The organism is Mesorhizobium sp. M1252, from assembly GCF_040318265.1.
GTDB lineage: Bacteria > Pseudomonadota > Alphaproteobacteria > Rhizobiales > Rhizobiaceae > Mesorhizobium.
Window position 1 is genome coordinate 136747 of the sequence record NZ_JAMYLX010000007.1, and the last position, 13544, is coordinate 150290.

A 13544-nucleotide genomic window follows, 5' to 3' on the forward strand; every position below is an offset into this window, starting at 1 on the left:
GGATGAACGACCTGAGCACCATCCTTTCCGAACCCGTTGCCCGGCTTGGCGTGACGACGATCACGCTCGGCCATGCACTGGCCATCGGCGCGCTGGTGTTTCTCGGCCTGTTCCTGGCGCTTGTCGTGGCGCTGTGGCGATCGGCCAAGGCGCGCACCATCGCCGCGGCGGAAGCCGCCGACCACGCCCGCGACGCCGGGGCGCGGATGGCCGGCATTTTGCAAAGCCAGGCCGAGATGCAGGGCCGCATGGGCGCCATCGCCGACGTGTTCGGCGCAAGGCAGGCCGAACTCAACCAGTCGATCGGCCAGCGCCTCGACGCCATGACCGGCCGACTCGGCCAAACCATGACCGAACAGACCAAATCGACGCATGAGAGCCTCGCCAAACTGCAGGAACGGCTGGCGGTCATCGACACCGCGCAAGGCAACATTCAGTCGCTGGCCGGCCAGGTCGTGCAATTGCAGGCGATCCTGTCCAACAAGCAGACGCGCGGCGCCTTCGGCCAGTCGCGCATGGAGGCGATCGTCGCCGACGGCCTTCCGATGGGCGCCTACGAGTTCCAGGCAACGCTGTCAAACGGCAGCCGTCCCGACTGCCTGGTCAGGATGCCGAACGGTGCGCCGCAGCTTGCCATCGACGCCAAGTTTCCGCTGGAAGCCTGGAACGCCATCCGCGCCGCCGATGGCGCCGAACAACAGAAGATCGCGGCCCAGGCTTTCCGCCGCGACATCGAAATTCACGTCCGCGATATCTCGGAAAAATACCTGATCCAGGGCGAGACGCAGGACACCGCCTTCATGTTCGTGCCGTCGGAATCGGTGTTCGCCGAAATCCACGAGAATTTCGACGCCGTGGTCCAGAAGGCGCACCGGGCGCGTGTCATCATCGTCTCACCGTCGCTTTTGATGCTGTCGATCCAGGTCATCCAGGCCATCCTCAAGGACGCCCGCATGCGCGAACAGGCGCATCTGATCCAGGGCGAGGTGATCCGGCTGATGGAGGACGTCGCGCGTGTCGACGAACGCGTGCGCCGGCTGCAGACGCATTTTGGCCAGTCGGCCAAGGATATCGACGAGATACTGGTGTCGACCTCGAAGGTGACCAAGCGCGGCCAAAAGATCGAAGCGCTGGAGTTTGGCGAAAGCGAAGCCGAAGTGCGCGGTGGCGGACCCGCCAAGGCCGAAGCCGGGGTGCGGGTGGCGGATTCCAAGACGGGGCAGCTCAGGCTACGTGTCGTCGAAGGCGACGATTAAAGTCTTTGTTTTGATGCATGTCGTTGTCCCAGAACCGCGGCACACTTCTGGGCGCCATGCATTAGACCGTAGCCACGATCACGTGCGCCTGGATCTTGGCCGCAACCTCGCCGCTGCCGTGTCTGGCTGCAATCACGGACGCGGCGTGATCGGTTGCGGCTTCCAGTTTTCCTCTAGCCTCGATTTCGTTGCGAAGCGGAGTTCCCTGGCAATAGGCAACCGCCGGAAGGCGCGGCGAGGAGGCACGGCTTTGTTCGGCCCTCGTGTCGATCACCACACGGGAGAAACCTGCGGCTTCCAACTCGCCGCGGATCAATGCAATGTCATTGTAGCCGTGCGGCGTGCGGGCGAGAAAGCGGGGCGGATCGTTCGGAAAAATCTCCGCAAGAGCATTCGTCACATCATTGGCGAATACATTCTCTTCGATGCGATCCCACACGTTGAACAGGAAATGGCCGCCGGTCTTCAGGACCCGCTTTGCTTCGCGATAGCCGGCGGCTCGGTCGGGAAAGAACATCGCGCCGAACTGACAGCAAACGAGATCGAAAGCCGCATCTTCGAACGGCAGCGCCAGAGCATCCGCCTGACGCCATTGTATACGACTGTCGGGAGCTTGTCGCGAGGCCGCGTAGTCGAGCATAGGCTGGTTGAGGTCGGTCACGACATAGCTTACGCCGGGAGACAGTTTTGGAGCCAATGCGCGGGTGACAACGCCGGTGCCGGCGGCGACTTCCAGGACGGCGCCGGGCGACAAGGACGCTGCCCGTCGTGCCAAATCCGCGGCGAACGGCTCGAAGATCAGCGGCACCATGTAGCGGTCGTAGTTTTCCGGAATCGAGCCGGCAAACACTTTGTCCGTTTCCGACATTGCTATCCCCCGCCATCCGTTTGATGGCGAGCCTAGCACATAATTGGCTGGTTTGGGCCGCGCTTAACCGGGAGGCAGGTGCTACTGCGCCTCTACGATGCTTACGCCCTCGAATTCCGGAAGCCAGTGCAGGGCCGATCGGTGCCATTTCTGTTGGGTCGGAACGAGATCCTCGCGTTGCCGCGCGGTCCCCGCCCTGATCCCATAGACCTTCGGCCCGTCGCCAACCGACGCTGCGTAAAGATGCGAACCGCAGTCGCCGCAGAACGCCTGGGCACGCTTGGCGCCGCTCGATCCCGTCTTGATATAAACCTTCGGTGTGCCCTTTGTGATCCTATAATGATCCTCAGGCGCGGGAACAGTGACACGAAAGGCGGTACCGGTCAGTTGCTGGCAGTCGGTGCAATGACAGATAGAGGTCTTTTCCGGGTCGACGTCTGCTTCATAAGTTATGGCGCCGCAATGGCACCCACCATCGATTTTCATGGTTGATTCTCCGAAATCCGTCGGGTGATCTTAGCGGGACCAGGCGATGGGGCCAACGGTGGACTGCTGGTCCAGAACTAGTCCGACGCCGCCTCGACCTGCTTGCGCCGGTGCTCCCAGGTTCCGGTCGTCTGAGGCTTGACGAACAGTCTGGCGATCTCCGGCATTTCTTTTTTCAAGAGCGCCTCGATGCGCTCGACACAGGCTTCGATCTCAGGCGCCGTCAGATGGTCCTCGAATTCGATGCTCAGCCCAGCGACGATCTGTCGAGGGCCGAGATGGACGGTGAGAACACCGTTGGCCCGCTGCACTGCCGGATCCTGCTGGGCGATGGCCAGCACCTTGGCCTGCACTTCCGGCGAGGCCGGCTCACCGATGAGCAATCCCTTGCTTTCGCGCGCCAGAAAGATGGCGGTGGCGCCGAGGATCATCGCGATGCCGATCGAGGCGACGCCGTCGAGTTCGGGCATGTCGAGGAGTTCGGCCGCCAATATGCCGGCGAAGGCGACGAACAGACCGAGCAGGGCGGCGCTGTCCTCGAACAGGATCGTGTAGACGCTCGGATCCTTGCTCGATTGCACGGCCTGCAGCCAGCCTTGCTTGCCCTTCTGCTGGCGGAACTCCTTCAGCGCCACGTACCAGGAGCTGCCCTCGAACAGCATTGAGAGGCCCAGCACAATGTAGTTGATTTTGGGATTGGCGACCGGCTCAGGCGCCATGATGTGGACGACGCCTTCATAGAAGGACACGCCGGCGCCGAGCGCAAAGACGAGCAGGGCGACAATGAAGCTCCAGAAATACAGCTCGCGGCCATGGCCGAGCGGATGCGTGCGGTCCGGCGGACGGGCGGCGCGGTGCATGCCGTAGAGCAGCAGCCCGCCATTGCCGGTATCCACCAGCGAGTGCACGCCTTCCGACAGCATCGCCGAGCTGCCGGTGAAGAAGGCGGCGACGAATTTGGTCACAGCAATAGCTAAATTACCGGCGAGCGCCGCGTAGATGACCGTCTTCGACCCGCCATGCGCTGCCATGCTGTCCCTCCAAGGCGCCCAATGTAACGGCCTGCCGCCGAGCTCCACAGGCATCACAACGCACGAATCGCCTGGTCGTTCAGGTTGAAGGCCAGCTTGCGGAAAGACGCCCCTATTCGATGATCTCGTCCGTCCACACCTTGAAACCAGCCAGCGTGCCCGGTCCGAAGATGTGGGTCAGCGGCACGTCGGCGGCGTCGCGACCCGACGCGATCAGGATGCGGCCGATGCGTGGCGAATTGTTGCGCGGGTCAAAGACATGCCAGCGGCCACCGAGATAGACCTCCATCCAGGCTGCGAAATCCATGCTCGCCCACGGTTTGGGCAGGCCGATGTCGCTGATGTAGCCGGTGCAGTAGCGGGTCGGGATGTTTAGCGCACGGCAAAAGGTGACGGCGAGGTGGGCAAAGTCACGGCAGACGCCGCTTTGCTCGCGATAGGCTTCCGCCGCGGTGCGGGTCGGCCGCGCATTGCCGTAGCTGAAGACGATGTGGTTGTGGACGAAGTCGCAGACCGCCTGGACGCGCGCAATGCCAAGCGGCGTATGCCCGAACAGCCGCCAGGCTTCGCTGGCCAGCAGATCGCTCTCGCAAAAGCGGCTGGGCAACAGGAACAGCAATGTGTCCGACGGCAGGTCGCGCACCTCATGCTGCCAGGCCATCAGGTCGCCCATCTCGAAGGTACCGGGGTCGCGGATTACCGAATCGGTGCCGAAGGTGAAGCGTCCGGGCGGGGCGACGAAACGGTTGCACCAATTGCCGAAACTGTCGCGGTAGCTCTGGATCGGCACCGGCGGGTTGGAGGTCAGGAAATCCGGGCGCTCGAGATCGGAGGCCCTGGAGTAGTGGACGTTGAGCATCGCGATGAGCGGCGTTTCCTGCGGAAAATCGAAACTCATCTCGCTGCCGATGCGGATTCGCATTGTCGTCCTGACCGCACTTCCTGATCATCGCCGGGCGAAGGCATGGCCGATGCTGCAGTGCGAAGGCAACCATGGCACGGACCGGAATGGTTTACGAGCAAATTAGAAACCGGTTGAAAGCGGCCCGCCGGCGCCGGCGACGGACGCCCGCCCCCTTGCAGTCCGGCGTTTCTCTTGTTTCACTTGGCCTCCCAGCAACTGGAGGAACGAATCATGGCTAAAGGTGCGATGAAGGCGGGCAAGGAAGCTCGCAAGCCGAAAAAAGACGCCAAGAAGCCCGCCGCGGCTCCGGCACTCAAGGCGCCGCCCGTCAAGGCGATGAGGCTCAAAGAAAAGTAAGCCCGCCTTAGGTCGTCAATATCTTGGGACGGTTGAGATCCGGGCAAACCGTTTCGGCGCAGATTTTGACGCCGGCGGCATGAACGATGCTGCCGGCGTTTTGTTGATCGGACCGGCGCAGCCGCTTATACCGAAGCGGCGAGGACGACCTCGCGCCTTTCTCAAAAGTCCGGCCGGGACGCCCCGCCATGCTCATGGAATGGAGTGCATCCCGATGTCGTGGATTTTTCTGTTTTTCGCCGGCCTGTTCGAAATTGGCTGGGCGATCGGCCTCAAATACACCGACGGCTTCTCGAAGCCGCTGCCGACGGTGCTCACCGTCGCCTCGATGATCATCAGCCTGGGCCTGCTTGGCCTGGCGCTGAAGACGCTGCCCGTCGGCACGGCCTATGCGGTGTGGACCGGCATCGGCACGGTCGGCACGGCGCTGCTTGGCATCTGGCTGCTGGGCGAGCCTGCGACGGCCATCCGGCTCGCCTGCATTGCGCTCATCGTCTGCGGCATTATGGGGCTGAAGCTCGCCGCCTGAGCTCCGAGCATCAAATCCTTAAGTTAGGCAAACGCCTTCAGGGCCGCTGCAAGGCGACCCTGATGTCGATCGTTTCGATCGAAGCGTTAGCGGGCGGAGAAGCCCGGAGGCGTCCTGCCGGTACGCTGCTTGCGGGCCGCATAGCGTGCGTCGCGCTTGGCCTTGCGTTCGGCTTCGTCGGCCAGCAAACGGGCGATGCGCTCGTTTTCTTCGGCTTCCTTGATCTTCGCTTCAGCCTGCGCTGCCTCTTCGGCCGCAATACGCGCCGCTTCGGCTGCTGCCTCGCGCTCGGCCTTCTCGACCGCCTCGCGTGCCAGCTTTTCCTGCTTCAGCCTGGCCTTTTCGGCCTCGCGTATCTCGCGAGCCTCAAGAATCGCCTTGCGTTCGGCCTGTTTGGCCAGAACCGCAGGATCATCAGCCGCCGGCTTCGACTTGAAGCGCTCCAGAAGCGCCTTCTTTGCCTCGTTCGCGGCATTGCGCCGCTCGAAAATGTCTTTTTCCCTGTAGATAGCCAAGTCCACTTCCCTGAAGTCAATTCGCGACGCTTACATACGCGCGAAAACCGAGAGTTCAAGCGCCAAAACGGTATGCCAGCCATGAAAGTTTAGGCTGTTGCAGCCGGGAGACGCGTTTTCCCTGAAACAAAGCCGGCCGAAACCGACATGCACTGTTCACTATCCGCCCCTCTGGCGGCCGGGGCGGCTCGCCGCTACCTCTAGCGGCAAATCAGAACATTTGGATGACATGCCATGGAACTCGGTCTCTACACTTTCGCCGACGTCAGCCCGGAGCCCGGCCCCGGCGCGATCGGCCCGCATCAGCGACTGCGCAATCTGATCGAGGAGGTCGAGCTGGCCGACCAGGTCGGCCTCGACGTCTTTGGTCTGGGCGAACATCACCGCCCCGACTATGCCGCGTCCGCGCCGGTGGTGGCGCTGGCCGCTGCCGCCGAGCGCACCAAGCGCATCAAGCTGACCAGCGCGGTCACCGTGCTGTCCTCCGACGATCCGGTTCGCGTCTTCCAGCAGTTCGCAACGCTCGACCTTTTGTCGGGCGGCCGGGCCGAGATCATGGCCGGGCGCGGCTCGTTCATCGAATCCTTCCCGCTGTTCGGCTACAATCTCGAGGACTATGACGAGCTGTTCGCCGAAAAGCTCGATTTGCTGCTGGCCATACGCGACAGCGTCAAAGTTACCTGGTCCGGCAATCTGCGCGCGTCGATCAACGACCGCGGCGTCTATCCGCGGCCGCTGCAGGACAAATTGCCGATCTGGATCGCAATAGGTGGAACGCCGCAGTCTGCTGCCCGCGCGGGGGTGCTCGGCCTGCCGCTGGCGCTGGCCATCATCGGCGGTGAGCCGGCGCGGTTTGCACCGCTGTTCGACATTTATCGCGATGCCGCCAGGCGGGCCGGTACCGACCCCTCGGGCCTTGCCACCAGCATCAATGTGCACGGCTTCATCGCCGGGACCACTGAACAGGCGGCCGACGATTTCTACGGCCCGCAGGCCGAAGTGATGAACCGCATCGGCCGCGAGCGCGGCTGGGGCCCGACCTCGCGGGCGCATTTCGATCAGTCGCGTGGTCCGAACGGCGCGCTGTTCGTCGGCGATCCGGAGCAGGTGGCGGAAAAGATCGTCGCCCAGCACAAGATCTTCAACAATGACCGCTTCCTGCTGCAGATGGCGATCGGCGCCATGCCGCACGCCAAGATCATGCAGGCGATCGAACTGTACGGCACCAAGGTGGCGCCGATCGTACGCAAGGAGACCGCCAAGCCCGGCGTCGCCGTCGCAGCGCCAGCCGCCTGAGCGACGGGCGGCCCGGATTGAGGGCCTTGCCGGCTAACGGAACCTTGGGCTTGCAGAGGCGTTTCCGTCAGGGGAAAGCACCAATTGCGGTGCGCCGCTGAGGGAAAATCATGAAAGCCGAACCCGCCGCTTTGGGTGCTGGCCTTGCCGAGACCGAAGAGGCGAGAGTTGTGGCGCGTGCCGACACGCATCTGATGCGTTCGCTGCTCATCGGGATCTTCCTGTTCATGGCCATCTACGCGCTGTATTTCGCGCGTGCTTTCTTCATGCCGGTCATCCTCGCCTTCCTGCTGACGCTGACGCTGACACCAATCGTGCGCTTCCTGCGCAAGCGCGGCATTCCGGAAGTGGTTTCGGCGACAATGTTGGTCGTGCTGTCGATCTGCGTCTTCGGCGTTGCCGGCTATCTGCTCAGCGGCCCGGTCATCGACCTTCTCAACAACACCTCGTCGATCGGCCAACAACTTACCGAACGGCTGGCGCAATTGCGGCGTCCGCTCGAGAGGATCATGCAGATCTCGCATCAGATCGAACAGATGACGGAGACCTCGCAGGAGCCGGGCATCCAGAAGGTGGCGATGGCGCAGTCCGGCGTCCTGTCGGCCGCCGCCAGCAACGTCCTGTCGGCGGGGACAAGCCTGACCATCATCTTCGTGCTGTCGCTGTTCCTGCTGGCGTCAGGCACGATGTTCTATGAGAAGATCATCCAGTCCTTCGCCAGCCTCAGTGAGAAGAAGCGGGCCTTGCGGGTCGTCTATGACGTCGAGCGCGAAATCTCGCATTATCTGCTCACCGTCACCGTCATCAATGCCGGTCTCGGGGCGGTTATCGGCCTTGGCCTGTGGGCGCTCGGCATGCCCAACCCGCTCGTCTGGGGAACGATGGCGGCGCTGCTCAACTTCCTGCCCTATGTCGGCGCGCTGATCACCATCGTGCTGGTCAGCGTCATTGCGATGATCAGCTTCGACTCGATCACCTACGCCCTTTTGGCGCCGGGCTTCGTGCTTTTGTGCGACATCGTCGAAGGCCAGTTCGTTACGCCGATGGTTGTCGGCCGACGCCTCGAGATCAACGCCGTGGCGATCTTCATCGCCATCGCCTTCTGGTCCTGGCTTTGGGGCTTTGTCGGCGCGCTGATGGCGGTGCCGCTGTTGGTCGTCGTCAAAGTGTTCTGCGATCATTTCGATGGCCTCAGCCATGTCGGCAATTTTCTCGCCGCACAGCAGACGGCCGTGGTGGAGGAAGAAGCGGCCGAAGAGAACGGAAAGGCAGCGGCATAAGCTTGCCGCGCCTGCCCGTCATCGCGCATTTGTTGTCTTCAGGCGGAGTGCCTATATCGAGCCGGTCAAGCCGGACCCTGCGATGAAAGATGCCTCCTTCGACCTCGATTCCTATTTCGACCGCATCGGCTATCGCGGCCCGATCGATGCTCCGCTCGGCACGCTGAGCGCGCCGCATCGCCAGCGTCCGCAGGCGATCCCGTTCGAGAATATGGACCCGTTGCTTGGCACCAGCTCGACATCGTCATTCCCGACCGCGCCTTCGAAACCAGGGTCAGGCAGTTGAACATCGTAAAGGCTTGAGGCCCATGACCGCACTTTCCGTTCTCGACCTGTCGCCGATCGTCGAAGGCAGCGACGCCTCGCAATCGCTGGCAAATTCGCTCGACCTGGCCCGCCATGCCGAGCGGCTCGGCTACAGGCGCTACTGGCTGGCCGAGCACCACAACATGCCGGGCATCGCCAGCGCGGCGACCGCCGTCGTCATCGCCCATGTCGCCGGCGGCACCAAGACCATCCGCGTCGGCGCCGGTGGCATCATGCTGCCCAACCATGCGCCGCTGGTGATTGCCGAGCAGTTCGGCACGCTGGCGGCACTGCACCCCGGCCGCATCGACCTCGGCCTCGGCCGCGCGCCCGGCACCGATATGGGAACAGCGCGCGCGCTGCGCCGCAATCTCGAGGCGTCAGACAATTTCCCCCAGGATGTCGTCGAGCTGATGGGCTATTTCCAGCCGGCCGCGGAAGGCCAGCGTATCCACGCCGTGCCCGGCGAAGGCCAGAAGGTGCCGGTCTGGATCCTCGGTTCCAGCCTCTATGGCGCGCAGCTCGCCGCCATGCTCGGCCTGCCCTATGCCTTCGCCTCGCATTTCGCGCCGGCCGAACTGGACCATGCGCTGGAGATCTACCGTTCGCGCTTCCAGCCTTCGGAACAGCTGGACAAGCCCTATGTCATGCTCGGCCTCAACGTTTTCGCCGCACCGACCGATGGAGAGGCAAAACTGCTGTTCACCTCGCTCCAGCAGGCCTTCGTCAATCTGCGCACCGGGCGGGCCGGCCGCCTGCCGCCGCCGGTCGAGGGCTATGACCAGACGCTCGAGCCGATGGCAAAAACCATGATTTCGCAGGCGCTGTCCTGCGCCGTCGTCGGCTCTCCCGAAACCGTCCGGCAAGGCATAGACGCGTTCGTGCGCCGCACCGGCGCAGACGAGCTGATGGTGACCGCGCAGATCTTCGACCATGCGGCACGCGTGCGCTCGTTCGAAATCCTGGCCGAGGCGCATAAATCGCTGTCGCAGGCCGCGTGACGCTTTTGCCTGTGTCTGCTGTGGGCAGGCGCCTTCCTCAGCCAGGAGCCGCCTCTCTCACGCATAGGTGACGTTTTCTTGTGGTTTCGAAGCCCTGACTGGGCGCTTCGCCGGGGGATCGCGCAGATCCTGGGGTTTTGAGCGCGGTTGGAGCACATCCGGGCCGCTGGGCGGCTGTTCAAAGGCGCCAAGCGCGGCGCGGTGGATGCCATGCGCAGAATGCTTGCGCCCGATGCCGCCTGTTCTTATATACGCGCCAAGCCGCCCAGTGCCGGAATGCCGGTTGCCGGAGCGGAATTTCTTGTGAACAGGGGCTTTCGTCGGAACGCCTTACGGGTCCTGAGAGCCTGCTTAGCGGAGAGACTAGAAAAATGGCAAAAGTAATCGGTATCGATCTCGGCACCACCAACTCCTGCATCGCCATCATGGATGGCAAGGAGCCCAAGGTCATTGAAAATGCGGAAGGCGCGCGCACGACGCCTTCCATCGTCGCCATCTCGGGCGACGGCGAACGTCTCGTCGGCCAGCCGGCCAAGCGCCAGGCGGTCACCAATCCTGAAAACACCATCTTCGCGGTCAAGCGCCTGATCGGCCGCCGCTATGACGACCCGGTGACGGAGAAGGACAAGAAGCTTGTCCCCTACAAGATCGTCAGGGGCGACAATGGCGATGCCTGGGTCGAGGCCGGCGGCAAGAAGCAGTCGCCCAGCCAGATCTCGGCCATGATCCTGCAGAAGATGAAGGAAACGGCGGAGGCCTATCTCGGCGAGAAGGTCGAGAAGGCGGTCATCACCGTTCCGGCCTATTTCAATGACGCCCAGCGCCAGGCCACCAAGGACGCCGGCAAGATCGCCGGCCTTGAGGTGCTGCGCATCATCAACGAGCCGACGGCTGCAGCACTTGCCTACGGCCTCGACAAGAAGGATGGCAAGACCATTGCCGTCTATGACCTTGGCGGCGGCACGTTCGACATTTCGGTGCTCGAAATCGGCGACGGCGTGTTCGAAGTGAAGTCGACCAATGGCGACACCTTCCTCGGCGGCGAGGATTTCGACATGCGTCTCGTCGAATACCTGGCGGCCGAGTTCAAGAAGGAACAGGGCATCGACCTGAAGAACGACAAGCTTGCGCTGCAGCGCCTCAAGGAGGCGGCTGAAAAGGCCAAAATCGAGCTGTCGTCGACGACGCAGACCGAAATCAACCTGCCCTTCATCACCGCCGACGCGACCGGCCCCAAGCACCTGACACTGAAGCTGACCCGTGCCAAGTTCGAGCAGCTGGTCGACGATCTCGTCCAGCGCACCATCGAGCCCTGCAAGGCAGCGCTCAAGGATGCCGGGCTGAAGGCTGGCGAGATCGACGAAGTGGTCCTGGTCGGCGGCATGACCCGCATGCCCAAGATCCAGGAGATCGTGAAGCAGTTCTTCGGCAAGGAGCCGCACAAGGGCGTCAACCCGGATGAGGTCGTCGCACTCGGCGCCGCAATCCAGGCCGGCGTGCTGCAGGGCGACGTGAAGGACGTGCTGCTGCTCGACGTGACGCCGCTGTCGCTCGGCATCGAGACGCTGGGTGGCGTGTTTACCCGCCTGATCGAACGCAACACGACCATCCCGACCAAGAAGAGCCAGGTGTTCTCGACCGCTGAAGACAGTCAGTCGGCCGTGACCATCCGCGTCTTCCAGGGCGAGCGTGAAATGGCTGCCGACAACAAGGCGCTCGGCCAGTTCGACCTGGTCGGCATTCCGCCGGCGCCGCGCGGCGTGCCGCAGATCGAGGTCACTTTCGACATCGACGCCAACGGCATCGTCAACGTTTCGGCCAAGGACAAGGGCACCGGCAAGGAGCACCAGATCCGCATCCAGGCCTCTGGTGGCCTTTCGGACGCCGACATCGAGAAGATGGTCAAGGACGCCGAAGCCAATGCCGAGACCGACAAGCAGCGGCGCGCCTTGGTCGAGGCCCGCAACCAGGCCGAGGCGCTGGTGCACTCCTCCGAGAAGTCGCTGAAAGAATATGGCGACAAGGTTTCGGAAACCGAGCGCACGGCGATATCGGAGGCTATCACGGCGCTGAAGGCTGCTGCCGAAGGCGACGATGCCGCCGACATCGAGGCCAAGTCGCAGACGCTTGCCGAAGCATCCATGAAGCTCGGCCAGGCCATGTACGAAGCTTCGCAGAAGGAAGCGGCGGAAGCCGACGCCAAGGCGGACGCGGCCAAGGATAGCGATGTGGTCGACGCCGATTTCGAGGAAATCGACGAAAACGACGAGAAGAAGAAGTCGGCCTGACCGGTTGACGGCAAATAAAGCGGAAAGCCCGGCGCAAAGCCGGGCTTTTTTGCAACCCTCGCTGAAAAAGTGCGGGCCTTGCCGAAAAAGTCACTGAAAAACACAGGCACAAGCGCGCCGGCCCTAGCATCCGGGCAGCACCGCTCCTAAATCGAGACAACGTGCCGGCAAACGACGCAACATGCATCAAGACGTTGAGCATCCGGACTGCGGGAAAAGATGAAAGCTGATTTCTACGAGACGCTGGGCGTGCAAAAGGGCGCCGACGAGAAGGAGCTCAAGAGCGCTTTCCGCAAGCTGGCCATGCAGTTCCATCCCGACCGCAATCCCGGCGATCACTCATGCGAGCATAAGTTCAAGGAAATCAACGAAGCCTACGAAACGCTGAAGGACCCGCAGAAGCGCGCGGCCTATGACCGTTTCGGTCACGCCGCCTTCGAGCAGGGCGGCATGAATGGCGGCGCGCAAGGTTTTGGCGCCGGCGGCTTCGCCGACATTTTCGAAGATATTTTCGGCGACATGATGGGCGGGCGCCAGCGCCGCTCGTCGGGCGGCCGCGAACGCGGCGCCGATTTGCGCTACAATATGGAAATCACGCTGGAAGAAGCGTTTGCCGGCAAGACCGCGCAAATCCGCGTGCCGGCCTCGATCTCATGCACGGAATGCTCCGGGACCGGCGCCAAGCCCGGCACCCAGCCGGTGACCTGCTCGATGTGCCATGGCCACGGCAAGGTACGGGCGACGCAAGGCTTCTTCTCGATCGAGCGTACCTGCCCGCAATGCCAAGGCCGCGGGCAGACGATCAAGGACCCGTGCCCGAAATGCGCCGGCCAGGGCCGCGTCACTGAGGAACGCTCGCTGTCGGTCAATATCCCGGCCGGCATCGAGGATGGCACCCGCATCCGGCTTGCCAATGAGGGCGAGGCGGGCCTGCGCGGCGGCCCATCGGGCGACCTCTATATTTTTCTGGCGGTGAAGCCGCATGAATTCTTCCAGCGCGATGGCGCCGATCTCTACTGCAAGGTGCCGATATCGATGACGACGGCCGCCCTTGGCGGCTCGTTCGAGGTGACGACGCTGGACGGCAGCCAGACCAAGGTGAAAGTGACCGAAGGCACGCAGAACGGCCGCCAGTTCCGCCTCAAGGGCAAGGGCATGCCGGTGCTGCGCCAGCCCAATGTCGGCGACCTCTACATCCAGACCGCGGTCGAAACGCCGCAAAACCTGTCGCGCCGCCAGCGCGAGCTGCTGGAAGAGTTCGAGCAGCTGTCGTCGAAGGACAATTCGCCCCAGTCGAGCGGCTTTTTCGCCCGCATGAAGGACTTTTTCGAATCCTTCGGCGAGCACTGAACCCAAACCAAGGCCGCCACGCTTCCCGAACGTCATCAACATCTTATGCCAGATCGCGCCTTGCCTTGGACCTGTTA

The 13544-nt window shown here is 63.0% G+C and carries 14 protein-coding genes; 9 read left to right on the plus strand and 5 right to left on the minus strand.

The features are described 5' to 3' along the window. Window positions 1-2 precede the first annotated feature (2 nt). A complete protein-coding gene (locus tag NKH22_RS16130; protein ID WP_023821723.1) occupies window positions 3-1256 on the plus strand; it encodes a DNA recombination protein RmuC in 1254 nt (417 codons plus the stop codon). Window positions 1257-1317: 61 nt separating this feature from the next. Here the strand turns inward: NKH22_RS16130 and NKH22_RS16135 are convergent, their stop codons facing one another. The 4 genes from NKH22_RS16135 to NKH22_RS16150 all read right to left on the minus strand — a co-directional run bounded on the left by NKH22_RS16135 (window position 1318) and on the right by NKH22_RS16150 (window position 4563). Beyond that, on the minus strand, window positions 1318-2124 hold the full coding sequence (locus tag NKH22_RS16135) for a class I SAM-dependent methyltransferase (protein ID WP_023692995.1): 807 nt from the start codon (window positions 2122-2124) through the stop codon (window positions 1318-1320). Between the two features lie 81 nt (window positions 2125-2205). Then, window positions 2206-2610, minus strand: a complete 405-nt coding sequence (locus NKH22_RS16140; RefSeq protein ID WP_023821722.1) for a GFA family protein — start codon at window positions 2608-2610, stop codon at window positions 2206-2208. A 77-nt stretch (window positions 2611-2687) separates the two neighbouring features. After that, window positions 2688-3641, minus strand: a complete 954-nt coding sequence (locus tag NKH22_RS16145) for a cation diffusion facilitator family transporter (RefSeq protein WP_023821721.1) — start codon at window positions 3639-3641, stop codon at window positions 2688-2690. A 112-nt stretch (window positions 3642-3753) separates the two neighbouring features. Then, a complete protein-coding gene (locus NKH22_RS16150) occupies window positions 3754-4563 on the minus strand; it encodes a transglutaminase-like domain-containing protein (RefSeq protein WP_023687480.1) in 810 nt (269 codons plus the stop codon). A 213-nt stretch (window positions 4564-4776) separates the two neighbouring features. On the opposite strand from NKH22_RS16150, the gene NKH22_RS16155 reads away from it, so the two are divergent. Further along, window positions 4777-4902 carry a hypothetical protein gene (locus NKH22_RS16155; protein ID WP_006200611.1) on the plus strand — a complete coding sequence of 42 codons (126 nt, stop codon included), beginning with the start codon at window positions 4777-4779 and terminating at the stop codon, window positions 4900-4902. Window positions 4903-5116: 214 nt separating this feature from the next. Beyond that, a complete protein-coding gene (sugE, locus tag NKH22_RS16160; protein WP_023681326.1) occupies window positions 5117-5431 on the plus strand; it encodes a quaternary ammonium compound efflux SMR transporter SugE in 315 nt (104 codons plus the stop codon). An 86-nt stretch (window positions 5432-5517) separates the two neighbouring features. Here sugE and NKH22_RS16165 read toward each other — a convergent pair whose 3' ends face one another. Continuing rightward, on the minus strand, window positions 5518-5946 hold the full coding sequence (locus NKH22_RS16165; RefSeq protein ID WP_023673205.1) for a DUF6481 family protein: 429 nt from the start codon (window positions 5944-5946) through the stop codon (window positions 5518-5520). Between the two features lie 234 nt (window positions 5947-6180). Between NKH22_RS16165 and NKH22_RS16170 the strand changes: the two genes are divergently transcribed. The 6 genes from NKH22_RS16170 to dnaJ all read left to right on the plus strand — a co-directional run bounded on the left by NKH22_RS16170 (window position 6181) and on the right by dnaJ (window position 13467). Further along, entirely contained in the window at window positions 6181-7242 is a 1062-nt protein-coding gene (locus NKH22_RS16170) for an LLM class flavin-dependent oxidoreductase (protein ID WP_023821720.1), read from the plus strand. Window positions 7243-7352: 110 nt separating this feature from the next. After that, window positions 7353-8522, plus strand: a complete 1170-nt coding sequence (locus tag NKH22_RS16175) for an AI-2E family transporter (protein ID WP_023673203.1) — start codon at window positions 7353-7355, stop codon at window positions 8520-8522. Window positions 8523-8604: 82 nt separating this feature from the next. Beyond that, window positions 8605-8808, plus strand: a complete 204-nt coding sequence (locus NKH22_RS16180) for an arylamine N-acetyltransferase (protein WP_023673202.1) — start codon at window positions 8605-8607, stop codon at window positions 8806-8808. Between the two features lie 22 nt (window positions 8809-8830). Then, a complete protein-coding gene (locus NKH22_RS16185) occupies window positions 8831-9829 on the plus strand; it encodes an LLM class flavin-dependent oxidoreductase (RefSeq protein WP_023673201.1) in 999 nt (332 codons plus the stop codon). A 371-nt stretch (window positions 9830-10200) separates the two neighbouring features. Beyond that, window positions 10201-12117 carry a molecular chaperone DnaK gene (dnaK, locus tag NKH22_RS16190; protein WP_023832243.1) on the plus strand — a complete coding sequence of 639 codons (1917 nt, stop codon included), beginning with the start codon at window positions 10201-10203 and terminating at the stop codon, window positions 12115-12117. A 219-nt stretch (window positions 12118-12336) separates the two neighbouring features. Further along, window positions 12337-13467: a molecular chaperone DnaJ gene (dnaJ, locus tag NKH22_RS16195; RefSeq protein ID WP_023681322.1), complete on the plus strand. Its 1131-nt coding sequence runs from the start codon at window positions 12337-12339 to the stop codon at window positions 13465-13467. Window positions 13468-13544: the final 77 nt, after the last annotated feature.